Source organism: Streptomyces sp. H27-H1 (assembly GCF_026627445.1).
GTDB lineage: Bacteria > Actinomycetota > Actinomycetes > Streptomycetales > Streptomycetaceae > Streptomyces.
In genome coordinates this window covers 1-23,511 of the sequence record NZ_JAPNLJ010000020.1, presented here as the reverse complement: position 1 = coordinate 23,511, position 23,511 = coordinate 1, and the positions used below count along the sequence as shown (strand labels likewise).

General features: G+C 70.9%; 21 protein-coding genes. 5 read left to right on the top strand and 16 right to left on the bottom strand.

The window, feature by feature from the left end:
• Positions 1–13: 13 nt before the first annotated feature.
• From OTB20_RS22150 to OTB20_RS22140, 3 genes are all read right to left on the bottom strand, one after another.
• On the bottom strand, positions 14–2,914 hold the full coding sequence (locus tag OTB20_RS22150) for an ATP-binding protein (RefSeq protein WP_267819939.1): 2,901 nt from the start codon (positions 2,912–2,914) through the stop codon (positions 14–16).
• 69 nt (positions 2,915–2,983) lie between these two features.
• Positions 2,984–4,387: a cytochrome P450 gene (locus OTB20_RS22145; RefSeq protein WP_267819937.1), complete on the bottom strand. Its 1,404-nt coding sequence runs from the start codon at positions 4,385–4,387 to the stop codon at positions 2,984–2,986.
• Between the two features lie 14 nt (positions 4,388–4,401).
• Positions 4,402–5,337, bottom strand: coding sequence for a terpene synthase family protein (locus OTB20_RS22140; RefSeq protein WP_267819935.1), 936 nt, complete (start codon positions 5,335–5,337; stop codon positions 4,402–4,404).
• A gap of 560 nt (positions 5,338–5,897) precedes the next feature.
• Between OTB20_RS22140 and OTB20_RS22135 the strand changes: the two genes are divergently transcribed.
• The 3 genes from OTB20_RS22135 (at position 5,898) to OTB20_RS22125 (ending at position 8,132) form a co-directional block, all read left to right on the top strand.
• Complete coding sequence (locus tag OTB20_RS22135; protein WP_267819933.1) at positions 5,898–6,407, top strand: hypothetical protein; 510 nt, start codon at positions 5,898–5,900, stop codon at positions 6,405–6,407.
• Positions 6,408–6,603: 196 nt separating this feature from the next.
• Positions 6,604–7,719 (top strand): mechanosensitive ion channel family protein, encoded by a 1,116-nt coding sequence (locus OTB20_RS22130; RefSeq protein ID WP_267819931.1) that lies wholly within the window; start codon positions 6,604–6,606, stop codon positions 7,717–7,719.
• Between the two features lie 149 nt (positions 7,720–7,868).
• Positions 7,869–8,132 carry a 4'-phosphopantetheinyl transferase family protein gene (locus tag OTB20_RS22125; protein WP_324290404.1) on the top strand — a complete coding sequence of 88 codons (264 nt, stop codon included), beginning with the start codon at positions 7,869–7,871 and terminating at the stop codon, positions 8,130–8,132.
• Between the two features lie 20 nt (positions 8,133–8,152).
• Here the strand turns inward: OTB20_RS22125 and OTB20_RS22120 are convergent, their stop codons facing one another.
• From OTB20_RS22120 to OTB20_RS22060, 13 genes are all read right to left on the bottom strand, one after another.
• Positions 8,153–8,941, bottom strand: a complete 789-nt coding sequence (locus tag OTB20_RS22120; protein WP_267819929.1) for a hypothetical protein — start codon at positions 8,939–8,941, stop codon at positions 8,153–8,155.
• A 66-nt stretch (positions 8,942–9,007) separates the two neighbouring features.
• Positions 9,008–9,550: a hypothetical protein gene (locus tag OTB20_RS22115; protein ID WP_267819927.1), complete on the bottom strand. Its 543-nt coding sequence runs from the start codon at positions 9,548–9,550 to the stop codon at positions 9,008–9,010.
• 27 nt (positions 9,551–9,577) lie between these two features.
• Positions 9,578–10,333, bottom strand: a complete 756-nt coding sequence (locus OTB20_RS22110) for a hypothetical protein (protein WP_420716465.1) — start codon at positions 10,331–10,333, stop codon at positions 9,578–9,580.
• A 20-nt stretch (positions 10,334–10,353) separates the two neighbouring features.
• Positions 10,354–10,890: a hypothetical protein gene (locus tag OTB20_RS22105; RefSeq protein WP_267819924.1), complete on the bottom strand. Its 537-nt coding sequence runs from the start codon at positions 10,888–10,890 to the stop codon at positions 10,354–10,356.
• Complete coding sequence (locus tag OTB20_RS22100) at positions 10,887–12,164, bottom strand: MCE family protein (protein ID WP_267819922.1); 1,278 nt, start codon at positions 12,162–12,164, stop codon at positions 10,887–10,889. The genes OTB20_RS22105 and OTB20_RS22100 overlap by 4 nt, the downstream gene beginning before the upstream one ends.
• Entirely contained in the window at positions 12,161–13,420 is a 1,260-nt protein-coding gene (locus OTB20_RS22095) for an MCE family protein (RefSeq protein WP_420716456.1), read from the bottom strand. Before OTB20_RS22095 ends, OTB20_RS22100 begins: the two co-directional genes overlap by 4 nt.
• The gene (locus tag OTB20_RS22090) at positions 13,417–14,442 is read right to left on the bottom strand and encodes an MCE family protein (RefSeq protein ID WP_267819920.1); all 1,026 of its coding nucleotides are present in this window, start codon (positions 14,440–14,442) and stop codon (positions 13,417–13,419) included. The genes OTB20_RS22095 and OTB20_RS22090 overlap by 4 nt, the downstream gene beginning before the upstream one ends.
• Positions 14,439–15,488 carry an MCE family protein gene (locus OTB20_RS22085; protein ID WP_267819919.1) on the bottom strand — a complete coding sequence of 350 codons (1,050 nt, stop codon included), beginning with the start codon at positions 15,486–15,488 and terminating at the stop codon, positions 14,439–14,441. Before OTB20_RS22085 ends, OTB20_RS22090 begins: the two co-directional genes overlap by 4 nt.
• Positions 15,485–16,540 carry an MCE family protein gene (locus tag OTB20_RS22080; protein ID WP_267819917.1) on the bottom strand — a complete coding sequence of 352 codons (1,056 nt, stop codon included), beginning with the start codon at positions 16,538–16,540 and terminating at the stop codon, positions 15,485–15,487. Before OTB20_RS22080 ends, OTB20_RS22085 begins: the two co-directional genes overlap by 4 nt.
• Positions 16,537–17,790, bottom strand: coding sequence for an MCE family protein (locus OTB20_RS22075; RefSeq protein ID WP_267819916.1), 1,254 nt, complete (start codon positions 17,788–17,790; stop codon positions 16,537–16,539). The genes OTB20_RS22080 and OTB20_RS22075 overlap by 4 nt, the downstream gene beginning before the upstream one ends.
• Position 17,791: 1 nt before the next feature.
• A complete protein-coding gene (locus OTB20_RS22070; protein ID WP_267819915.1) occupies positions 17,792–18,598 on the bottom strand; it encodes an MlaE family ABC transporter permease in 807 nt (268 codons plus the stop codon).
• Positions 18,599–18,603: 5 nt separating this feature from the next.
• Positions 18,604–19,368: an MlaE family ABC transporter permease gene (locus OTB20_RS22065; protein WP_420716455.1), complete on the bottom strand. Its 765-nt coding sequence runs from the start codon at positions 19,366–19,368 to the stop codon at positions 18,604–18,606.
• Positions 19,365–20,375 carry an ABC transporter ATP-binding protein gene (locus OTB20_RS22060; RefSeq protein ID WP_267819913.1) on the bottom strand — a complete coding sequence of 337 codons (1,011 nt, stop codon included), beginning with the start codon at positions 20,373–20,375 and terminating at the stop codon, positions 19,365–19,367. Before OTB20_RS22060 ends, OTB20_RS22065 begins: the two co-directional genes overlap by 4 nt.
• A 641-nt stretch (positions 20,376–21,016) precedes the next feature.
• Here OTB20_RS22060 and OTB20_RS22055 point away from each other — a divergent pair.
• Together OTB20_RS22055 and OTB20_RS22050 are read left to right on the top strand one after the other, a co-directional pair.
• The gene (locus OTB20_RS22055; RefSeq protein ID WP_267819911.1) at positions 21,017–21,652 is read left to right on the top strand and encodes a hypothetical protein; all 636 of its coding nucleotides are present in this window, start codon (positions 21,017–21,019) and stop codon (positions 21,650–21,652) included.
• A 183-nt stretch (positions 21,653–21,835) separates the two neighbouring features.
• Positions 21,836–23,446 carry a DUF6801 domain-containing protein gene (locus tag OTB20_RS22050; protein WP_324290403.1) on the top strand — a complete coding sequence of 537 codons (1,611 nt, stop codon included), beginning with the start codon at positions 21,836–21,838 and terminating at the stop codon, positions 23,444–23,446.
• Positions 23,447–23,511 lie beyond the last annotated feature (65 nt).

Below are 23,511 nucleotides of genomic sequence, written 5' to 3'. Positions count from 1 at the left end.
GCCGGCCGTGCGATCAGGCTCCGAGGGCCCGGTGCAGTCCGAGCCGGTCGGTGCCCAGTTTCGTGAAGACCGCGGACAGCAGCTCGGATACCGCCTGGGCGTCGGTGTGCATCGCCGCGCCGATCGCCCTGTTGTCCATGCCGACCGAGGCGTGACGGGCGGCCGTGAGCTCGGCGACGGTCAAGCTGTCCTGCTCGGAGGTGCGCAGACGGCGAGGCCGCAGACCGGCCGAGGCCAGCTGGGTCCTCGCCCGGCTCGCGAGCCCGTCGGCGCCGCAGGCGGCGGCCACCTCCATGCCCCGGTAGATCCGCTGCGCCGCCTGGTGCGGGTCGCCGATGATGTGCAGGGCCGTGCCGTGGTCGATGAGCGCGTGGGCGAGCTCGCAGGCGGCCGGAGACTGTTCGAGGTGCTCCACCGCCTCCTGCAGCAGGCCCGTCGCCTGGGACGGGTCCGTGGCCGCCGCCGCGACGCGCAGGGCGTGGCCTATCACGCTGGACGTCCCGAACGCGCGGGCGCGTGCCACCGCTTCGGCCGCCGTGGCCCGCGCCTGCTCGGGCGCGTGCGTTGCCTGCGCGAGCGCGAGGTCCAGCTGCCAGGGGCTCCACGAGGGGTTGCGCGTGCCGCGGAGGTCCAGGCGCCGGCCGGCTGCGGTGAGGTGGTGCTCCGCCTCCTCGATCCTGCCCTGGGCCAGGAGCAGCTTGCCCCACACGGCCTGCGGGTCGGGATAGACCACGGCCTTGGGGAAGCCGTCCGCCAGCTTGTAGGCGTTGGCGACGCGCTGGGCCTCGGCGGTGTTCCCCCGGGCGAGCAGGGTCTCGATGAGGGTGCCGACCGCGTACCACTGCGCCGGGATCCCGTGTCCGACGCGATCGGCGATCTGCAGGCCGTTGCGTACGAAGTCCTCGGCCTCGGCGAGCTGCCCGCGCCGGTAGCGGACGTAGCCGAGCAGGGTGTAGACGAACGACAGGTGCGCGCCGCGCCATCCCTTCGCCTCGAACTCGACGATCGCGGTGTTGAAGAGGTCCTCGGCCCGGCCGGGCTGGTCGCAGTACATGAGTGTGACCGCGAGGACGGCGGGCACCTCGAAGCCGAAGTCCTGGTCGGTCCAGCTCATGCCCCCGTCCAGCGCCTGTTCCGCGTACTCCAGGGCGGTGGAGGCGGACTCGCCGCGCATCGCGGCGTCCCAGGCCCGCAGGCCCAGGATGTGCCGCTCGGGCAGGCCACGGCCGGTGAGCCGCTTGGCGAACTGGGCGAGGAGCCGGGAGCGGGCGGGCGAGTTCTCCTCGTCGAACCGGACCGAGTTCCACTTGAACTGCTCGGCCTGCATGCGCAGCCGGGTACGGGAGCTCGTGGCGTGCCGGGCCTCGTCCGCGAGGAGCCCGGCCGCCTGTCCCAGCTGCCCCGTGTGGGCGAGCGCCTGGGCGAGCCGGTACGTGATCGCCTCACGCAGGTTCTGGTCGGTCTTGGGCTCTTCCAGCGCGGCCCTGAGCTGGTTGATCGTCGTCGCGGGATCGTGCAGGAGGTTGGCGGATCCGAGTTCGAACAGGACCTCGGCGCGGTCCTCCACGTCCGGGGGCTCGCGCAGGGCACGGGCCAGGTAGCGGCGCGCGGCGTCGGGAGCACCCGCGGAGAAGCTCTCGCGCGCGGCCTGGCGCAGCTGCTGTACGACCCACGGGTCGCCCTCGGGGTGCATCTCCAGCAGGTGGCGGGCGGCGGCCGCCGAACCCTGCCCGTCATCGACCAGGGCCTGGGCGGCCATCCCGTGCATGGCGACGCGCACACCGGGCGGAATCGAGCGGTACACGGCGGTGGCGATGAGCGGGTGGAAGAACTCCACGACCTCTTTGCGCCGTACGTCGGTGAGGACGGTCAGGATGCGTGCGGCCCGCAGCCGGTCGATGGACTCGGCGGCCTGCGCCTCACCGAGGGCGGCCACGCCCCCGACGATGCCGAGGGGGACCGCGGTGCCGAGCACGGCGGCGGCCCACGCGAGCCGGACGGTGGACGAGCCGAGCTGTTCGAGCCGGTCGATCAGGCCGCTGCCCTTGACCGCGGAGGCCAGGTCGCGCAGCTGGGGAATGTTGTCCTGGTGCGGTTTCAGCCCCCGGTCGCGGCCCTTCATGGCCAGCTCGACCACCTCGAAGGGGTTTCCGCCGGTGATCGCCCAGCATTCGCGGCAGAACACGTTGTCGGCGTTCTCACCGAGGGCGTCGCGCACGATGCGCGCGACGGCGCTCGTGGTGAGGGGAGCCAGCTCGTGCGGGCGCGCCCCCTGGCGTCCCATGAGGGCGCGCAGCGCGCCGGCGTCGGCGGGGATCTCGTCGGGCCGGCAGGCCACCATGATCAGCATGGCCAGTTCCTCGGCCCGCGCCGCGAAGGAGGTGAGCCAGCTCAGGGACTCCGCGTCCGCCCAGTGCGCGTCGTCGACGATCAGGACGACGGGGGCGTTGCGCACCGCTAAATGCGTGACCACCCAGTCGAGTCCGTCGCGCACGCCCTGCGGGTCGGGTCCCGTCGGCCCCTTCGGGGCCGCGGTCAGTCCGAGGGCCGGGGCGACGATGCCGTACCAGTTGCCGAGGGCGTCGCGCCGTTCGTCCTCGCCCATGGCGGCGAGGGCCGGCTGGATGAGCTGGCGCATCACGTGGAACGGAACCTGCCGCTCCTGCTCGCCGCCGCGTGCGAAGAGCACGGTGCAGGAGCGCTCGGCGGCATGCCGACGTGCCTCGTTCAGCAGGGTGGTCTTGCCTATGCCGGCCGATCCCGCGAAGGTCAGGACACCGCCGAGGCGGTTGGCCGGACCATTGCCCGAGATGCCGCAGAGCACGTCCACCGCGCGTTGGATCGCCAGGACTTCGGCTTCCCGTTCCAGCAGGGGCTGGGTGTCCCAGCCTCTCGGTTCGGTGACGTGTGACATCTTTTGCCCCCTCAAGCACGTGCGGCCGAGTGTACGGGCCGGAGGAGGAGTTGATGCTGTTTCAGCGCACTATTGCGGCATCTCACCACTCATATGAGAAGAGTGCTGTACCTTCCGCGCCACAGGAATCATCGGCAGTTCGCTGGGCTGCGGGATCCCCGCGGGAAGTTCGCGCACGGTGACACCCGGGGCGGGCTTCAGGTGCCACCGCGAGGCGACGGTGGCCACCGCGGTAAGGATCTCAGCCACGGCGAAGGAGTCGCCGATGCACTTGTGCTGGCCGGCCCCGAACGGGACGTAGCTGTGGGTGCGGGCCCGCTCGCTCGCCCCATGCTGCCAGCGGTCCGGGTCGAAGACGGCGGGATCGGGGAACAGCACGGGGTCCCGGTGCAACGCGTAGGGGCTGTAGGCCAGTTCGGCGCCGGCCGGGATCGAGATGCCACCGAGGGTGAGGGGGGCCAAAGCCCTTCGGGTGAAGAGCAGCGGGGAGTGCAGGCGCAGCGCTTCCTGGAAGACGTTGTTCGTGTAGGTCAGCGCGGGTATGTCCGCGGGACGCACGGGGCGGGACCCCACCACCGCGTCGACCTCGGCGTGGACGCGTGCCTCCACCTCGGGGTGCCGGCCGAGCTCGTGGAAGATCCAGGACAGGGTGGTCGCCGAGGTCTCGGTGCCGGCGAACATGATGGCGATGACCTCGTCCCGCACCTGCTCGGCGTCCATCGTCGAGCCCGTCTCGGAGTCCACGCCCGCCAGCAGCAGGGAGAGCAGGTCGTGGCGGTCGCCCCGCGCGGTCTTCTCCTCGGCGCGGTACTGCTCGATCACCTGGTCGATGATCTGGCGCAGCCGGGCGGCGGCGCCGTCGAACCGCCGGTTGTACGGAATGGGCAGCCGGTCCAGCGACTTGGGCATGACCGCCCGCACCAGCATGCCCTCCAGGACGATGGGCAGCGAGCGGTGCACCTCCTCGACGGCGGGCCGGCTCAGGTCGCCCGAGAAGATCATCTCGGCGACCGAGGCCATCGCGTACCCGCGCGCCTCCGTGACCATGGAGATCTCACGGCCGGCCGTCCACGACCCGGACATCGCCTCCGCCTGCCGGCACATCACCTCGGCGTACTCGGCGATGTGGTTCCGGTGGAAGGCGGGTTGCATCATCCGGCGCTGCTTGCGGTGGAAGTCGCCGTCGGTGGTCACGATCCCGTTGCCGAACACCGGGCGCAGCCTGTCGAAGATCCGCCCCCGGCCGAACTGCTGCGCCCGCTGCACCAGTACGGAGTGGACGTGCTCCGGGCTCGTCAGTACGTGGACGGGCCAGGTGCCGATGTCGAGCCGCACGATGTCGCCGTGCTCCCGGAGCGACTCCAGGAACGCGATCGGCCGGCGCCACAGTTGCAGGGCGTGGCCCAGGAGCGGTAACCGCCCAGGGGCGACCGGAGCGTGGACCTCGGGACCGAGATGCTGCGCATGTGCCATGAACCGACTCCCCGTCATGCCACGGAGACAAGATCCGGGCGGGTGTACGCAGACTCCAGTCCGGCCGCGAACCGTTCGTCGCTGTACCGCGTGCACTCGTAACGCTGCCACAGATCGGCGCCGATCATCCAGTCCTCGTAACTGCGCACGCAGCGGGTGACCGCGTCGAGCAGCGACGGATCCGTCCCGGGGAGGGCGCCGATGGCCTGAATCAGACGCCGTTCCTCGGTCAGATACTGCTCGATGCGCTCCTGGATGCGGCCCTCGACCGCCTGGACGGCGTCGGGGAGCGAGCACCTCTCCCAGAAGGAGATGAGGGAGACGAGGTTGTTGGTGTCCCCACAGGCGTGCTCCTTCGGAAGGGAGAACACGTCGTTGCCCCACGAGATGACGTCGAGCACGCTCGCGGCGAGAGCCTGGAACTCGGGAAGGTCGTGGACGTTCTGCGGGAGGTCGATCCCGAGCCCGGCCTCCACCATGTCCATCATCGGAAGGATCTGGGAGCTGTGGCGGCGCATGAGGACGTACTCCTGGACCGCCGGGCGTCCCGCGGCGGCGCGGTTGCCCGCCTCCTGGTCCAAGGAGTGGAGCATGAGGGGGACATGGGCGCGGTAGCGGGCCGCGGTCCCCTCCGACATGCCGGCCAGGATCCGGTCGCACAGGTCGATGAATCCCGTCACCAGCGGATTTCGGCCCGCTGCCGGCCCCTCGATCCGCCCCGTCCGCAGATAGCCGGTGATCGCGTCGGTGATGGGCCGCCAGGCCGCGACCTCCCCGGTCCTGATGAGGTGGTCGTGCTGGTCGTCCAGCACGAACGACCAGGCCATCCACTCGGCGAGCAGGACGATCCGCTCGTAGGGGACGTCACCGCTCACCCGGCCGGCGAGATGGCCCACGCCGATGCCCGAGAACTGCTCGGCGGCGGCGGTCACGAGCTCGTGACGCAACACCCACGAGGTCGCTTCGGCGTTCGCCCGGGCAGCTTGAGGATGCTTGGAGTTCCCGAACGGAAGGTGGAAATCGGGAACGGAGAAAGAACTGAGCTGGGCCATTGATCCCCCACGGAAGAGTCGGATTGGTCAATACCCGCTCAATACACGATCACGCTGTCCACCCGCGACCCGAACGCCCCTCTACTGCGGCATCGCCACGGCCACACCGTGTGACGACCGGAATGAACCGGTCGCCGAGTGGCCTGATCCTGCCCATGCGTGACCACATCAGGCCACCCATGAACTAATTTACCCTCAGAACGCAGCGCGCTGTCAATGTAGGAGGAGTGAACGCGGGTAATCCATCCCGGAATTGCCGAAATCGCATTCTTTTTGAATGTGCAATTGGCATAGTCGGTTGCGTGTGGGGCGCCCGGGACCCGTGAGGACCCGGGAGGGCGGTACAGGAGGCAGTCGGGGGCAGCCACGGGGGCGGCCCGGTGGCCGAAGAGCGCCGTCGGAACGCCGGCCGCTGCCTACACTGCGCAGGACCACGGCCGTCGGGGGAGGGCGGAGGCATGACCGAGAACCTTCCGCCGGACCCTGGAGGTTCTGCAGGCCCTGCAGGCCCTGCAGGCTCTGGAAGGCGGGCGGATCCCGGCGAGGCGGGAGAGGGCCAGGAGGCCGATGTCCTCGGCTCCTACCTTGAGTTCTCGCGGATCCGCCTGGGCGCAGAGCGGTTCGAGACGCTCGTCCGGGCCGTCCAGACCACCTGCGCGCTACTGGCCGAGGGCCACCAAGTCCTCCTGGGGGAACCGGCGGAGGACGGGCTCACCGGCGGCCTGCGGGGAGATTACCTGTCCCTCATGGCGGTGATGATCACCGGACACCTCGACCACCACCTGGTCGAGCTCGAGACCTCCTACGGCGGCAAGGGCTGGGCGGTCGTGGAGAACGTCCGCACCCGTCCCGGGCACCCCCGCGCATCCCCGGCCGCCCGGGACGCGGCGGGGCGCGCGTGGAGCGACGGCCGGCTCGACGGCCGGCTCGACGGCATCGTCCGCACGACCGGCTCCACGGCTCCCTGAGGGGACGCACCATCCCCCCTGAGCCACTGTCGTGATCATGAGGCAGGATGGCAGCCCGTTCCGGATGCGCACATGCGCCCGAACGCGGTTTCCCTCACGACGAACTGACAGGTGACAAGGTGAGCACACCCCTCATACGGCGGCCCGCAGCGACCGCCGCCGCCTCCCCGGTCCGGCGCGGAGCGGCGGGGGTCCGGTGAACCGGGACCTCGTCCTGCACGACTGGATCGTCGCCGGCATCGTGCTGGCCGCAGGCGCCCTGGCCGGGCTGCTCCTGCGCGCCCTCGTACGGTGGCTGGCCAAGCACGCCCTGCGCACGCGGTGGAGCGGGGACGACATCCTCGTCGACTCATTGCGCACCCTCGCACCGTGGGCGGCCGTCATCGCGGGCGCCGCGGCGGCCGCCTCCACCCTGCCGCTCGGCACTCGGGTCGCCGGGTACGTGAACCAGTCCCTGACGGCCCTGCTCATCCTCATCGCCACGCTCAGCGCGGCCCGGGTCGTCGCGGGCTTCGTCCAGTCCATGGCCCAGGCGCGCACGGGAGTGGCCGGATCGGCCACCATCTTCGTCAACATCACCCGGGTCGTGGTGCTCGCGATGGGCCTGCTCGTCGCACTGGAAACCGTGGGCGTGTCCATCGCACCCCTGCTCACCGCGCTGGGCGTGGGCGGCCTGGCGGTCGCCCTGGCGCTGCAGGACACCCTCGCCAACCTCTTCGCCGGAGTCCACATCCTCGCGTCGAAGACCGTGCAGCCCGGCGACTACATCCGCCTCACCAGCGGCGAGGAGGGCTACGTCGTCGACATCAACTGGCGCAACACCGTGGTCCGCAACCTGTCGAACAACCTGGTGATCATCCCCAACGGCCGCCTCGCGCGCACGAACATGACCAACTTCACGCAGCCCGAACAGCAGTTGTCGATCATGGTCCAGGTGGGAGTGGGGTACGAGAGCGACCTGGAGCACGTCGAGCGGGTGACGCTCGAGGTGGTCGACAGCGTGATGGCCGACATCAACGGCGCCGTCCCCGACCACGAAGGGGCCGTCCGCTTCCACACGTTCGCGGACTCCAGGATCGACTTCACGGTGATCCTGGGCGTCGGCGAGTTCAGCGACCAGTACCGGATCAAGCACGAGTTCATCAAGCGCCTGCACCGCCGCTTCCGGGTCGAGGGCATCTCCATCCCCGCCCCCACACGCACGGTCGCCCTCCAGCAGGACACCCCCCGGCCACCCGTCCCCGCCGTACCCTCGCCACTCCCCCAGCAGCGTGACGCCCCACCCCCGGTCCTGGCGGACAGCACCCGGTGAGGCCGGGCGCCCGTTCCCGGGCGGCCCCCCGGCCGACCGGGGTCAGCGCGGCAGGGTGGAGTAGTAGCGTCGGCAGGCGCGGAGCATGCCCTCGATCCGGGGGGCTTCCAGGTCGGACCCGAGGCTGCCCGCGCGCAGCACCGCGGACCATCCCGGAGCTGGCCGACGTCCTGCACCCTCGGGAGGCCGCCGAGCTGGCGAGCCTGTCCCCCGGGGAGCGCTCGGCGGCCTTCACCCGGGTCTGGACCCGCAAGGAGGCCTACCTGAAGGGCCTGGGGGTCGGCCTGTCGGGGAACCCGGCGGCGGACTACGTCGGTTCGGGTGCCGTGCCGACCCGCCTGCCGGGATGGACCCTGACGGACGTCCTGGTCCCGGAGGGCCACCGCGCGGCCCTCGCCCTGCACACGCCGTGACCCGCCGGGCGAACGCCCGGTCAGCGACCGAAGGTGTCGATCCCCTCCACGATCCAGTGCCCGTCACGATCCACCAGATCGAGGGCGAACATCGCTCCCGCGTAGACGCCCTGGTCCTGGGGGCCCTGCTTCTCGGCTCCCGCCGTGCTGACGCTGCTCTGGTCGGCATAGATCAGGACGCGCGCCCGGTCGCCGTCGATCCGCTCGACCGCGCTGTCCGTGACCGTCGTGGTGATCACCGTCTTCTGCTTCTCCGCCTGGGCGAGGACGTCGTTGAAGAGCGCCCGGTGCTGGGTGACGGCCTTTCCCGTGAGCAAGGTCTTCGACGCGCTCTCGAAGGCGGCGGGCCGGGCGTGGTCGTAGGAGAAGAGAGAGGCGACGGCCTTGGCGGTCTGGCCCTTGATCTCGCTCGTGCGGGCGAGGTCGGTGAGCGCGGTGTTCGCCCGTACGGGATCGGCCCGCAGCGCCGCGGCCCGGTTCTGGGCGAATCCGGCGCCGGAGCCGAGGAGCACGGTGAGGACGCAGAGGACGAGGAGGGGGGCGAGGTGTCTCCTTCCTCCCCTGCCCGTGGAGTCGGCCGCCTGGGCCCCTTCGTCCGGCTCGGCCGCCTCCTGCCACTTCGCGCCGGCGGCCTTCCGCGTGGAGGTCCTGGCCCGCGCGGGCGCCGGCCGGGGGCTCACTGGGCGGGAGGAGCCGGCGCGGGGCTCCTGCGAGCCGGTGTCGTCGGCCGGTCCCATGGTGGGGACGGTCTGGTTGCCGACGGCCTGACGGCGGCGCTGGCGGTTGATGAGGTGGCGGGTCGTCGACATCGTGCCTGTCCTTCTCGGGTACGGGCGGCTCTCGGCTGCGGATGGCTCTCGCGGTACGGCGGCCGGTCAGCCGGTCGCCGTACCGCCCACGGGGGCCTGACCCAGCGCGCTGAGCTTCCACTGGGTCCCGGTGCGGCTCAGTTCACCGAGCATGCGGCTGTCCTTCTCGCTGCTCTTGTCGTCAGCGGCCTTCACCGTGATCCGCAGGGCGACCAGCACCTTGGCCCGCCCCGCGCGGTCGTCCAGCTCAGTAACCGCGCCGGACAACACCCGGGCCGTGGTCACGGTCTTCGCCGCCTTGACCTGCTCTGCGAACTCGGCTCGCCCTTTGACGAGTTGGTCGTGCAGGTCGCCGGTCGTGGACGACTCCCACAGATCCAGGCCCTGGTCCACCTCGGTGTGGTCGAGGGTGTTGAGGTTCTGCACGGCCTGTTCCGCCGCCGCGAGCGCCTGGTCGCGCTGGGCAGCGTACGCGGCGGACTCGTCGTGGCTCGCCCCGTACCAGCCCTGGCCCGCCCACGCGGCGAAGCCGCCCGCGACCAGGGTGAGCGCGAGGGCGACGGCAAGGATCGGCCGGGTGCCCCCGAGGGCGCGGACCGCGAGTGTCATGGGGTGCTCCCGTCTCCCGCTCATCTTTCAGCGGGTCTTGATGTCGACGATCTGCCAACGGTCGTCCTGGAACTGGGCGGTTACGGTCAGTTGGGCCGCGGCCGAGGTGGTGGCGCCCTCGTCCCGCCTCGAGGTCTGGTCGAGGAGGACCAGGAGCCGTGCGGTGTCCCCGTCGAGTTCGATCACCCCGGTGCGGACGGCCCGCGTGTTCAGGGTGATCTTCTGCGTCTCCAGGTTCGCGCGGAGCTGGGTGAACAGGTCGCCGTACTGCCGGGCCGCCTTGCCCCCGAGCACCGTCCGCGCCGATCGCGCGGTGGCGTCGGCGCCGGCGGGGGTGTACGAGAAGATCCTGGCAAGGCCGTCACTGACCTCGCCGCTCACCCGCTCTGTGGTCGCGGTGTCGGTGAGGGCCCGGTTCCGGGCGGACGGGGTGGCGCGCAGCTGGTGTGCGCCGTAGAAGAAGGCGCTCCCGCCCAGGAGCAGGAGGGCGACGGCTGCCGCGGCGGCCGCGGTGTGCCACCGGCCGGCGAAGCGGGAGCCGGAACCCCGGACGTCCGGGGTGCCTTCGGCATCGCAGTGACCGCCGTCCTCGTCCGCGTCCCCGGCGGGCCGACTCCCACCGGGGACGCGGACGGGTCCGGGCGCCCGGGTCCCGGTGTCGGGCGGTGCGGATGCGTCGTCCGGGTCGGCCGTGGCCGTCGCTCCGGAGCCGGCCGCCGGTCCGGCCGGTCCGGCCGTCGTGTCCTGCGCGGCCGGTCCCTCGGTCTCCGCGAGCCTGTTCATCGCCTTGCGCGGCAGCCCCGTCACCTCGCCTCGCTTCCTGCGGTGGCCGCCCGGGAACCGGCGGCGCCGGCCACCGGTACGGCGCTCAGCGCCTTGACCTTCCACGTGTCGTCGCCCGTACGCTCCAGGACGGCTTCGAGGCGCTTGCGGTCGCTCGTCGCCTTCGAGGCGCCTTGGGGCGTGACGTCGACGCGGACCGTCGCGATGAGCTTCGCCGTACCCGCCCGGGTGTCCAGCGCGGTGACGGCCGCCTCGGTGACGGTGGCGCGGGCCGAGGCGCCCACCACCGGCCGGGCGGCGCCCAGTTCGGTGTGCAGCGGCCCGGTGGAGGCGTCGCGCCACGCCTCGATGCCGGCCTCCGCGTGCTCGCGCGTGGACGCGTCCAGGGTGTTGAGCACCACGAGGTGATCGCGGCCCTGGGCGAGGACGTCGTCCCGGTCCCGGCCGAAGGCGAGAGCGTCGTCGGTGCGAGCCTGTGCGTACGTCCAGGCGCCGGTCCCGCAGAAGGCGAGCGCCACGGCCAGCGCCGCGCCCGCGAGGACGCGTGCTCGCCTCATCGACCGCTCCCGGCACCGAGGCCGAGCAGCCCGGCCAGGTCGGTGGGCCCGCCGCCTTGGCCCGGCAGGGCGAGTGCGCCGGGCAGGGCCCGCGCCGCCGGTGCGGTGGCGGAGCCGGCGCTGCCCGAGGGCAGCGAACCGGGTTGGGCCGGGGTGGGGACGGGACCGCCCTTCGGGGCGTTCGCGGAGCCGCGCACGTTCGTCCCGGACGAGGCCGGGCTGGTGCAGGAGGCTCCGGTGTTGAGGGCGGGCGCGGTGCCGAGGTCCAAGCCGTTGCGGTAGCGCGTGCCACCGTAGCCGGAAGTACAGGGCAGGGGCTTGAAGAAGGTGACGGCCATGCCGAGGTTCATCCGCCCTCCGTCGACGGTGGTGGCGCCCGCGGAGACGGCCACGGGGAACTTCACGAGGAGCTCCTCCAGGCCGTGCTGCCGGGTGACGGCGATCTCCGAGGTGGTGAGCAGGTTCGCGAGGACCACGCCGAGGCTGGGATCGAGGTCGCGCAGGAGGCCGCTGACCTGGGTGGCCGCGTCCGGCGTGACGGCGAGCAGGCGGCGCACGTCGCTGTCGGAGCCCTTGAGGGTGACGGCGAGTTCGCGTGCGCCGCTGGCGAAGTCGCGGATGGCTGTCGCCTCCTCGGCCTGGGTGCGCAGGACGACCTCGCCGTCGTTCATGAGGCGGGTGGTCTCGGGCAGGGAGCGGTCGGCGGCCTGGACGAACGCGCTGCCGCTGTCGATCAGGGCCTGGAGGTCGTCGCCGTGGCCCTCGAACGCCTTGCCCAGCTCGTCGACGACCGTGCGCAGCGAGTCGAGCGGAACGGACCGGGTGAGGTCGTTCATGCTCGCCAGGAGGTCGGTGACGGGTGCGGGGACCTCGGTGTCGGCCTGGTCGATACGGGCCCCCTCCGCGAGGTACGGGCCCTGGTCGCTGCGGGGCCGCAGGTCGATGTACTGCTCGCCGACGGCGGACAGCCCGGCGACGACCGCCTTGGCGTCGGCGGGGACGCGGGCGGCCGCCTTCTTGATGTGCAGCCGGGCCACGACCCCGTCCGCGGTGAGGTCGATGGCGCCGACGCGTCCCACGGAGACGCCCCGGTAGGTGACGTCCGAGTGGGGGAACAGGCCCCCGGTCCGGGAGAGGTGGACGTCGACGGTGTAGTAGTCGGCGACGCCGACGTAACGGCCGAGGTCCGCGTAGCGGATGCCGAGGAGACCGAGGACGAGGACGGAGATGACGAGGAACGCGAGGTTCTTCAGCCGTACGGCGAGGGTGATCACCGGGTCTTCCCTCCGTCCTGTGCTCCGTTGGCGGTGCTCCGCGCGCCCGGGGAGGAGGACGAGCCGGGCGGGGTGAAGTTCTGGACGGGCGGCAGCGGCAGCGGTGACGTCCGGTTCACGGGCCCGCTGCCGGACGCGCCCCCGCGGGCGGTGGCGCCCGGATCGGTGGGATGGGTGGGCGTCGGGCCGGGCGTGGCCTGCGGGACGAGCGGCGGGATGACCCGGGTGCCCGGTTCGGCGGCGATGTACAGGTAGGTGTTGAGGTAGTCGCCCTTGATGCCCCGCATCACCTCGTCGGTGAAGGGGTACGTCAGCAGCGCCTGGAGCGAGTCGGGCAGGTCGGCGCCGGCGTCGGCGAGTGCCTTCAGCGTCGGCGCCAGGGCCTTGAGGTCGGCGACCATGTCGTCCTTGCCGGCGTTGATGGTGGAGACGGCGACGCCGGACAGCGTGTCGAGGGCGCGCAGCATGGTCAGGAGCGAACCCCGTTGGTTTTCCAGGGCCTTGAGGCCCGGCGAGAGGCCGGTGAGGACTTTCCCCACGTCCTCCTTGCGCTCGGCCAGGGTGGCGGAGAGCCGGTTGACCGCGTCGAGGGCCTGCGTGATGTCGTCCCGGTGCGCGTCGAGGTCGCTCACGAGGGTGTTGACCCGCTCCAGCATGGATCGGACCTCGGGCTCGCGTCCGCCCAGCGCGGAGTTCAGCTCCTTGGTGATGGTCTTGAGCTGGTTGATCCCGCCGCCGTTGAGCAGCAGGGACAGGGCGCCGAAGACTTCCTCGACCTCGGTGTTGCGGCTGGTGCGGGCGAGCGGGATCGTACTGCCGTTGGTGAGGCGCGCACCCCCCGCGTCCTTGGCGGGGGCGGTGAGCTCGATGAACTTCTCACCGAGCAGGCTGGACTGCTGCAGGCGGGCGCCCGCGTCGGCGGGCAGGCGGATGTCGCCGTTGATCTTCATGGTGACGTGCGCCGTCCAGTCGCCGGTTCCGAGGCGGATCTCGGTGACGCGGCCGACGGCGACGTCGTTGACCTTGACCGCGGACTGCGGAACGAGGCTGAGGACGTCGGCGAGTTCGGCGGTGACCGTGTACGGGTGGGAGCCGAGGTCCGCGCCGCCGGGCAGCGGCAGGTCCTCGATGCCGTCGAAGCGGGGCAGTTCCGCGGGGAGCATGGTCACGGTGAGGACCACGACCGCGCCCAGGGCGACGATCCCGCCGATGCCGGCCCCGGCGGCCTTGCCGGTGAGGGGTCTGCGGCGCTTCACCGGTCCCCCTTCCCACTGCCGGCCGCGGAGCCGCCGGTCACGGGCAGCGGGAGCAGCGGTCCGCCCATGCTGATCTCGTTGAGGTTGGCCCGGCCGTCGAGGGTGCGGGTGTCCTTGTTGTACGCGCCCACCACGTTGGCCGCCGCGAGTGGGGCCACGTCGAGGGCTTCGGCGAGGGAGGCCCGCTGATCGACGAGGGCCTGGGTGAGGGGGACGAGCCGGTCGACGTTCTGCTTCAGCTGGCCCCGGTTGTCCTGGATGAAGGTCTTGACCTGGGCGAGGGCCTTGCCGAGTTCGGTGAGGGCGCCCGCGAGGTCGTCCTTGTTGTCGGCGAAGAAGGTCACCACGTCGTCGAGGCGTTCCTGCGCGGTGCGGACGTCGCCGTCCTTGTCCTTGAGCATGGTCGTGAACGTCTGGAGCTGGCCCAGGGTGGCGAACAGGTCGTCGCTGCTGCCGTCGAGGGTCTTGGCAGCCTTGCCGAATTCCTGGATGGACGTACCGATCGCGTCACCGTTGCCGTTGAGGTTCTTCGCGCCGGTGTCGAGCAGGCGGGACAGGGCTCCGTCCGCGTTGGCACCGTCGGGGCCGAGGGCCTTGCCGAGGTCGGTGATCGAGGCGTACAGCTGGTCGATCTCGACGGGGGTCCGGTTGCGGGACGCGGCGAGCCGGGCGCCGTTCGCGAGGGCGGGGCCCGAGGCGTACGCCGGGGTCAGCTGGACGTACCGGTCCGCGACGATGCTCGGGGCGACGATGACGGCCCGCGCGTCTGCCGCTACGCGTACACCGTCGTCGATGTGGAGTCGGACGCGTACACGGGTCCCCTCGGGCTCCACGGACTCGACCTCACCGACGCGCACCCCGAGGATCCTCAGGTCCGATCCGGCGTAGATGCCGACGGCGCGGTCGAAGTAGGCCGTGACACGGGTGCCTTCGGAGCCGAGGGCGCGTACGGCGACGAGGCCGCAGGCCGCGAGCACCACCATGGCGAGCCCGATGACGAGGGGTCTTCTGAGTTCGGTCATCGGGCACCGCTCCCCTTCGCCGCCGCCGTCTGCTGCGGCGGTTGGCATCCGGTCTTGGGCTGTGACGCCGCGGGCAGGTAGTTCCGGGGCACGACTCCGCACAGGTAGCTGTCGAACCAGTGACCGCTGCCCAGGGTGTTGCCGACGAGCCGGTAGTACGGGCCGACGAGGGCGAGGGTCTTGTCGAGCTGGCTGCTGTTCTTCTCCAGGACCTCGGTGACGCGGCTGAGGGCCTTGAGGGTGGGGCCGAGTTGACGGTCGTTGTCGGTGACGATGCCGCTGAGCTGCGTACCCAGCTCCCGGCTGCCCTTGAGCAGGGCGCGGATGGCGTCGCGTCGGTCCTTCAACTCGCCGAGGAGCGAACCGCCGTCCTCGATGAGGGTCTCGAAGCTGGACTTCTTGCCCTCCAGGGTTTTGGTGAACGTCCGGCTCCCTTGGAGCAGTTGGGAGAGTTGGACGTCACGACTGGAGACGGACTTGGACAGTTCGGACAGGCCGGTGGCGGCGCTGCGCACGTTGGGCGGCGAGTTCTTGAAGGTGTCGGAGATCGTCTCGAAGCTCTCGGCGAGCTTCTTCGTGTCGATGGCGTCGACGGTGCCGCTCAGGTCCTGGAACGCCTGGGTCACGTCGTACGGGGACGTGGTGCGCGCCAACGGAATGCGGCTGCCGGGGTCCTGGCGTCCGCCGCCCAGCGGGTCGAGGGCCAAGTACTTCTCGCCGAGCAGGGTCTTGATGGCGATGGCGGCGGTGGAGCGGTCGCCGACCCAGGCGGCGCCGACCCCGAACGTCACCTTCACCTTGGGCCCGTCGAGGGCGACCCCGGTGACCGAGCCGACCTTGACGCCGGCGATGCGCACCTCGTCGCCGGTGGCGAGTCCGGCGGCCTCGGTGAAGTCGGCGCTGTAGGTGGTGCCCGCGCCGGAGAGCGGCAGGCGGTCCACGTTGTAGGCGAGGACGGCGATCAGGGCGAGCACGACGAGCCCGACGGCGGCCACCGCGACGGGGTTGCGGTCCTTGACGGGGGTGAACCTGGGCGGGCGGCTCATCCTCGGCACCTCGATTCGGTCACGATGATGCCGGTCGGCGGCTTGGAGCCGTCGGAGGTGCTCACACCGCTCACACGGGCCTCGCAGAGGTAGAGGTTGAACCACGACCCGTACGAGGACAGACGGGCCAGGGCGGCCATCTTGGCCGGGGTCCTGGTGAGGAAGTCCTCGATCTGCGGCGTGTGGTCGCCGAGGGTGTTCGAGAGACGGCCCAGTTCGCCGATGCTCTGCTTGAGGGGGGCCCGCCCGTCCTGGAGGAGTCCTGCGGTCACGGTGGTGAGGTCGCCCATCGCCTGGACGGCCTCGCCGAGGGGCTTGCGGTCGTCGTTGAAGCCCGTGACGAGCTTCTGGAGGGTGACGACGAGATCAGCGAAGGCGGCCTCGCGGGTGTTGAGCGTGTCCAGGACCGTATTGAGGTTGGTGACCACCTGGCCGATCACCTGGTCCTTGGCGGCGACGGTCTGCGTGAGCGAGCCGATGTGCCGGATGAGGCTGTCGACGGTGGCGCCCTCGCCCTGGAGGACCTGTACGAGCGACCCGGCGAGGTCGTTGACGTCACTCGGCGACAGGCCCTCGAAGAGCGGTTTGAACCCGTTGAACAGGAGCGTCATGTCGAGCGCGGGCGTCGTGCGGTCCAGCGGGATGGTGGAGCCGGGCGGCAGGGCGGCGCCCACGTCACCGCTGCCCCGGTCGAGGGCGACGTAGCGCTGCCCGACCATGTTGAGGTACTTCACCGCGGCGGTCGCCGAGTCGGGGAGCGTGCGGTCGTCGCGGATGCGGAAGGTGACCTGGGCGGTGCGCCGGTCGACGACGCGGACGTCCGTCACCTCACCGACCTTCACGCCCGAGATCCGTACGCTGTCCCCGTCGATGAGCCCGGTGACGTCGGTGAACAGCGCCTTGTACGAGCGCGTACCCGCGTCCACGCCGGTGTTGGCGATGCTCAGCGCGAGCACGGTCGTGGCGAGGGCGGTGACCAGAACGAAGATCAAGGACTTGACCAGCGGGCCGGTCAGGGGGCGTCGTCGGGTGTGGGCGAGGTCGTTCGTCACTTGAGGACCACCTCCGCTCCGCGGTACGCGGGTCCGGCCAGCAGACTGGTCCAGTCGGGCAGGTCGCCGGGCGGTGTGTCGGCGGCGGGGGCGAGGAGCTCGTTCAGGAGGTCGTTCTCCTGCGCGGAGTTGGCCGGCCCGAGGTTCTGCTCGGCTGCCGCCGTGGCCCGCGCGGCGGGTGCCACCGGGACACCGAGGTAGGGCACCGGGTAGCAGTGCGGACCGCCGCCCGAGGTGTACGAGGGGGTGTCGCGGCCGGGTACGTACGCCCCGCGCGAGGGCACGGTGACCACGTTGACGTGCAGCCCGGGCTGGTCGGTGCCCTTGCCGAGCGCCTTGTCCATGGCCGGCACGAACTCGGCGAGGGTGCGCAGGGTGCAGGGGAACGACGAGGAGTACTCGGCGAGCAGCTCCAGGGTCGGCCTGCCGGTGGCGCTGAGCCGGATGATGTTGTCCTTGTTCTGGCGCAGGAAGGTGGTGATGTCCTGGGCGGTTCGAGTGGTGGCCCCGAAGGTGCCGGCCAGCTCGCTCTCCTTCTCGGCGAGCGTGCCGCTGGTGGTGGTGAAGTCGGTGAGCGCCGTGACGATGTCCGGGGCCGCGTCCGCGTACACGTTGCCGACCTTCACGAGTTCCTGGAGGTCCCGGTTGAGCGTGGGCAGTTCGGGGTTGAACTTCTTCAGGTGGGCGTCCAGTTGGGCGAGGGTGTCGCCGAGCTTGTCGCCCCGTCCCTCGAGCGCCCGGGAGACGGCGGACAAGGTGGCGGAGAGCTTCTGCGGCTGGACGGCCGAGAGCATGGGCAGCACGTTGTCCAGGACCTGCTGGAGTTCCACGGCGCTGCTGGAGCGGTCCTCGGGGATGACGGCGCCGGCCCCGATCGGATGGGGCGAGGGCGACGTCGGCGGTACGAGCGCCACGAACCGTTCGCCGAACAGGGTCGTCGGCAGCATCTGGGCGCGTACGTCGGCGGGGACCTCGTCGAGGGTGTCGGGGTCCATCGCGAGCGTGAGCCGGGCTCCCGTGTCGGTGGCGTCGATGGAGCGGACCTCGCCGATGACGACGCCGCGCATCTTCACCTCGGCGCCCGGGTGCATCTCGTTTCCGAGGCTGCTCGTCTCGACGGTGATCGGGGCGCTGTCGGTGAACTGCTTGTCGTAGACGGCGATCGCCAGCCAGACGAGGAGGGCGGGAACCAGCAGGAAGACGAGGCCGGCGAACCGGCGGCGCAAGGTATCACTCCGTGGGCTGCTCATCTCACCCCGCCACCTTCACGGTCGTGGTCGCGCCCCACAGGGCCAGCGACAGGAAGAAGTCGGTGACGCTGATGAGCACGATGGCGTTGCGCACGGACCGGCCCACCGCGACGCCGACCCCGGCGGGGCCGCCGGAGGCACGGAAGCCGTAGTAGCAGTGGGCGAGGATCACCATGACGCTGAAGATCAACACCTTGAGGACCGACAGCACGACGTCCGTCGGGGAGAGGAACAGGTTGAAGTAGTGGTCGTAGGTTCCCTGGGACTGGCCGTTGAACAGGACGGTCACGTAACGGGAGGCGAGGTACGACGAGAGGAGGCCGATCGCGTAGAGCGGGATGATCGCCGCGACGCCCGCGATGATGCGGGTGGTCACCAGATACGGGATGGAGCGGATGCCCATGCCCTCGAGTGCGTCGATCTCCTCGTTGATCCGCATGGCGCCGAGCTGGGCGGTGAAGCCCGCGCCGACGGTCGCGGAGAGGGCGAGCCCGGCGACCAGGGGCGCGATCTCGCGGGTGTTGAAGTACGCGGAGACGAACCCGGTGAACGCGGCCGTGCCGATCTGGTCGAGGGCCGCGTACCCCTGCAGGCCGACGACGGTGCCGGTGAACAGGGTCATCGCGATCATCACACCGATGGTGCCGCCGATGACACCGAGCCCGCCGGATCCGAAGGCCACCTCGGCGAGCAGCCGCTGGACCTCCTTGAGGTAGCGGCGCAGGGTGCGCGGGATCCAGGCCAGTGCCTTGACGTAGAAAAGGAGTTGGTCGCCGGACCGGTCGAGCCAGAGGAACGGGGAGGCCATCGACCTCAGCCTCCCTTCGGCGGGACGATTTGCAGGTAGATGCCCGTCAGCACCATGTTCACGAAGAACAGCAGCATGAAGGTGATGACGACGGACTGGTTGACGGCGTCGCCGACCCCCTTGGGGCCGCCGCGCGGGTTGAGGCCGCGGTAGGCGGCGACGATGCCCGCGATGAACCCGAAGATCAGGGCCTTGAACTCGCTGATGTACAGGTCGGGCAGCTGGGCGAGTGCGGAGAAGCTGGACAGGTAGGCACCGGGGGTGCCGCCCTGGAGGATGACGTTGAAGAAGTAGCCGCCGAGCGTGCCGACGACGGAGACCAGGCCGTTGAGGAGCACGGCCACTCCCATCGTCGCCAGCACCCGCGGCACGACCAGGCGCTGGACGGGCGAGACACCCATGACCTCCATCGCGTCGAGCTCCTCGCGGATCTTGCGCGAGCCGAGGTCGGCGCAGATGGCGGAGCCGCCGGCGCCGGCGATGAGCAGGGCGACGATGAGCGGGCTCGCCTGCTGGATGACGGCGAGGACGCTGGCGCCTCCGGTGAACGACTGCGCGCCCAACTGCTGGGTGAGCGAGCCGACCTGGAGCGCGATCACCGCGCCGAACGGGATGGAGACGAGCGCGGCGGGCAGGATCGTGATGCTGGCGATGAACCAGAACTGCTCGACGAACTCCCGGAACTGGAAGGGCCGTCTGAAGATGGATCGTCCCACCTCGGCCGCGAGGGCGAAGAGGCGGCCGGTCTGCCGCAGTGCGCCCGTGATCACGAGCCGGTCCCGGTGGCCGGAAGCCGCAGGGTCGGCGCCTGCGCGCCGCGCGCGTAGGTGTCCTCGATGGCGGCGCGGGCGGCGGGCGGCAGTGTATGGAGCATGCCGAGGACGCGCTCGCGGCGCCTGACGGCCGCCTGGCGGGGCGGCAGTCCGGGCGAGGGCTCCAGTTGCGGGACGATGACCCGGGGTGTGGTGGGTACGACGCCGGGCACGGCGGCCTCGGCGGCGAGCGTGACCGCGTCCTTCTCCTCGGACATCCCGATGGGCCCTTCGCGCCGTCCCGCGAGGAACTGTGCCACGACCGGTTCATCGCTGGTGAGCAGCAGTTCGCGCGGGCCGAAGGTGACGAGGTTGCGCCGGAAGAGCATCCCCATGTTGTCGGGGACGGTCGCGGCGATGTCGAGGTTGTGGGTGACGATGAGCATCGTCGCGTCGATCTGTGCGTTGAGGTCGATCAGCAGCTGCGAGAGGTTGGCGGTGCGAACGGGGTCGAGGCCGGAGTCCGGCTCGTCGCACAGCACGATCTGCGGATCGAGCACGAGCGCTCTGGCGAGCCCCGCCCGCTTGCGCATGCCGCCGCTGATCTCGCCGGGGAGCTTGCCCTCCGAGCCGAGGAGCCCGACGACGTCGATGCGCTCCATGACGATCCGGCGGATCTGCGACTCCTTCTTCCGCGTGTGCTCGCGCAGCGGGAAGGCGATGTTGTCGAAGAGGGACATGGACCCGAAGAGGGCGCCGTCCTGGAACATGAGCCCGAAGAGTTTACGGGCCTCGTAAATGTCGCGCTCGGGGCTGTTCACCATATCGACGCCGGCTACGAGGACGCGTCCCCGTTCCGGCTTCAGCAGGCCGATGAGCGACTTGAGGAACACCGTCTTCCCGGTACCGGAAGGGCCGAGCATGACGCTCACTTCCCCTGCGGGCAACGTCAAGGTCACGTCCTGCCAGATGTTCTGCTTGCCGAAGGACATGGTCAGACCTTCAACAACCACTTCGATTCCCACTCCACCTCCAGCAGTCGCGTGCCACGCGTGCGTCGCGGGCCGCACGTTAGGTCGTTCGCGATCACCGGACAATAGGTGTGACACCCATTCGACCCGGCGCCCGGGAACTTGTCACCACGTGGACAAAGTCGGATGCGCCACTTGTCTCGTCCGTCAGGAATCCTGCCCGCAGGGGCCGTCAACCAGGGGTCGAGCGTCGCACCCGGAACGCTACGGCCGGGTAACATCCGACGGCAATAAGCGGGGTCAGAGTTTTTCGCGAGACGACCCGCGACCCGCACTCCTTGTCACATGGATTACACATGGGCGCCGTTGTTTGTCACGGCGGAGAGCATGCCGCGCTCCCCATCGAGATGCATACGCCCCGGCCGAGGGGAAAACGAGGCGAAGCGGCGCTCGATCGACCGGAATTATCGATTTTACGCACCCGGCGGCTAATGCGATGTCGAGGACCGCTCACCCCGTGAACAGATATTGGGGGCAGTTCAAAGAATCTTGAACTACGCCATTGTTCCGCCAAGTTTCCCGCAAGTAACGTCAGCGTCGCGGCCGAGGAACACCGAGCCGCGGGCCGTCTGTGTCTCCCCCTCACACAGCTGCGGCCCACCTCTGCCGGTCAATCCCCAAGGAGTCCCACAGTCATGAAGAACACCATCAGAAACCTCGCCGTCGTCACCGGCGCCGCTGCCGCCGCGCTCGCCCTGACCGCGGGCTCGGCATCGGCCCTGCCGTCCACCACCTGGACCGTCAACCCGTCCCCCGCGTCCTACACGGCGACGAACAGCGGGAACATCGTCCTCAGCGTCAACGGCATCGCCATGACGTGTACGACGTCGGGCGCGTCCGGCTCGATGGCCAGCGCGACCGGCAACCCGGCCACCGTCGGTTCGATCAACGCCATCAACTTCGGTGCCACCGGCTCGCCCTGCACGAGCGTCCTGGGCAACGTGACCACCGTCGCCACCACCCCGTGGACCGTGGTGGCACAGGACTACACCGCCGCGACCGGCGTCACCAAGGGCTACATCGGCAACGTCGACGCCAAGGTCACCGTCGGTGCCTGCGTCTTCCGCGTGACGGGCAAGGCGTCCGCCACGTACACCAACTCCACGGGCAAGCTCGCGGTCGCCAGCACCGCCGGCCAGCTCAACGTCGTCTCGTCGACCAACTGCGGCAGCGCCGTACCGGTCGGCGCCAAGCCGATCTTCACCGGTGCCTACCTGGTGAAGAAGACCGGTACCACGATCATCCCGACCATCGTCGGCACCAACCCGTAGGGCGTGCGGGAGTGCCCCTGGCACTCCCGCGGGTCCGTACGCCCGACCGGCAGGACCGGCCGGGCGTTCGCCGACCCACGCCGACCAGGCACGCCGACCGGCCACGCCGGCCGTCGTGCCCCGGACGATCCCCGAGCGGAGCAAGTGATGAGAGGCCACCGTCCCGCCCTGCGGACGCCGCGTGTGCGTGCACGCGGTGCGGCGATCGCCGCCTTCGTGGCGCTCGCCCCCCTGATCTCCTCGGCGGCTGCCGCGGTGGGCTCGCAGGAGGTCACCGCGAAGCTGCCCTACGACTGCGCGCTGCCCTCGGGACAGCAACGCGTCGCGGTACGGGTCACGGCCACCTTCCCCGACCGGGCCACCGCCGGCGAGACGATTCACCCCACCGGGGTCACCACGACGGTCGAACTCCCGGTCGCGGCCGTCGCCGATCTGACGACCCTGGGGGCCACCACGGTGGTGCCCGAGACCAGGCTGTCCCTGGACATCGCCCAGCACGGGGCGAAGGCGCAGGCCCTCTGGCGCGGCACCGGCGCTTCCCCGCCCGTGGCCGTTCCGGCCGCAGGCCCGTTGTCCCTCACCACCACCGGCGACGCCCCGACCGTGACGGCGGTCGCCGACGGCGACCTCACCCTCACGGCCACGGACCTGGGCGTCGACCTTTCCCTCGGCACCGCCGACGGCGCGCCCACCACTCCCGCGTCCCTCTCCCTCGACTGCACCCTCGCGAAGGACGCGGACGACCACGGCCGGCTGGCCACCGTGCCGGTCGGCCCGGCCACCCCCACCCCGACTCCGAGCAGTTCGGCCTCGCCGTCGGCCCCGGCGTCCGGGCGGCCGACGGACCCCGCGTCCCCGGCGGGCTCCGCGTCCCCGAAGGGCTCCGCGCCCCCGAAGGGCCCCGGCACGCCGAAGGGGTCCACGGGGCCGGGGACTCCCGCGGAGGGCGCGGGCGGGGCCAAGGGCAAGGCACCGAAGGTCGGCGAATCCCGCGCCGGCTCGTCGGCCGCCAGGCCGCCGGCGCCGCCCTGCGTCAAGCAGAACCCGACCGACAAGTCACTCACGGCGTACATCACGGGCTACTCGAACGTCCGCAAACTGGGCGGCGCCTCCCTGATCCCGGTGTCGTGCGTGCAGATCGAACAGGGCGACCCGGACATCTCCTTCCCACCGGACGGGAGCATCCACCTGCTCCAGAAATCCGCCGCCTATCTCGACTACCAGGGCCGCAAACAGACCCCGCCGTTCAAGTCCACCTTCCTGACCTTCGGATTCACCCCGACGACGGCGACCATGATCCTGGAGCAGGCGGGGCCCATGACTGTCGCGTCGGACGTCCTGCTCGTCTTCCCCGACAACATCGCGGAGACCTACGTGCGCGCCCCACTGGTCCTGCGCGTACTGGACGTCGAGGTCAACGGCACTCGCCTGGACGTCGGTCCGTCGTGCCGCACGCAGACCCCGCTCAGCTCCCCCGAGCCCGATCCGGCCACGTACCCGGGCCCGCACCTGGTGATGCTCGGGAAGGGGCAGCTCATCAACGGCACGGACGCCACCGGTTACGTCCTGACCTCCGGCGGCCCGCTGACAGGCGAGGTGACCATCCCCGCCTTCACGGGCTGCGGCGCGGGTGGTGAGGACCTGGACCGGCTGCTGACCGCATCCATCTCGGGCCCCGGCAACTACGTCAAACAGATCCAGGGCCAGACGTGTGCGGTGGCCGTCGAGGTACCGACCGAGGGCCAGTGCACCGAGGACCACCAGCCGTACGTGGTCCCCGTGCCGGAGCGCTGATCCGTACCACCCGCCCCGCCGCTCGGCGCACCCCCGCCCTCCCCCCCCGGCCCAGGGGAAACCAC

Bases quoted from the DNA above. Each gene is read 5' to 3' on its own strand.
- OTB20_RS22150 (WP_267819939.1), bottom strand. From the start codon at position 2,914: ATGTCACACGTCACCGAACCGAGAGGCTGGGACACCCAGCCCCTGCTG.
- OTB20_RS22145 (WP_267819937.1), bottom strand. From the start codon at position 4,387: ATGGCACATGCGCAGCATCTCGGTCCCGAGGTCCACGCTCCGGTCGCC.
- OTB20_RS22135 (WP_267819933.1), top strand. From the start codon at position 5,898: ATGACCGAGAACCTTCCGCCGGACCCTGGAGGTTCTGCAGGCCCTGCA.
- OTB20_RS22120 (WP_267819929.1), bottom strand. From the start codon at position 8,941: ATGTCGACGACCCGCCACCTCATCAACCGCCAGCGCCGCCGTCAGGCC.
- OTB20_RS22115 (WP_267819927.1), bottom strand. From the start codon at position 9,550: ATGACACTCGCGGTCCGCGCCCTCGGGGGCACCCGGCCGATCCTTGCC.
- OTB20_RS22110 (WP_420716465.1), bottom strand. From the start codon at position 10,333: ATGAACAGGCTCGCGGAGACCGAGGGACCGGCCGCGCAGGACACGACG.
- OTB20_RS22105 (WP_267819924.1), bottom strand. From the start codon at position 10,890: ATGAGGCGAGCACGCGTCCTCGCGGGCGCGGCGCTGGCCGTGGCGCTC.
- OTB20_RS22090 (WP_267819920.1), bottom strand. From the start codon at position 14,442: ATGACCGAACTCAGAAGACCCCTCGTCATCGGGCTCGCCATGGTGGTG.
- OTB20_RS22085 (WP_267819919.1), bottom strand. From the start codon at position 15,488: ATGAGCCGCCCGCCCAGGTTCACCCCCGTCAAGGACCGCAACCCCGTC.
- OTB20_RS22075 (WP_267819916.1), bottom strand. From the start codon at position 17,790: ATGAGCAGCCCACGGAGTGATACCTTGCGCCGCCGGTTCGCCGGCCTC.
- OTB20_RS22070 (WP_267819915.1), bottom strand. From the start codon at position 18,598: ATGGCCTCCCCGTTCCTCTGGCTCGACCGGTCCGGCGACCAACTCCTT.
- OTB20_RS22055 (WP_267819911.1), top strand. From the start codon at position 21,017: ATGAAGAACACCATCAGAAACCTCGCCGTCGTCACCGGCGCCGCTGCC.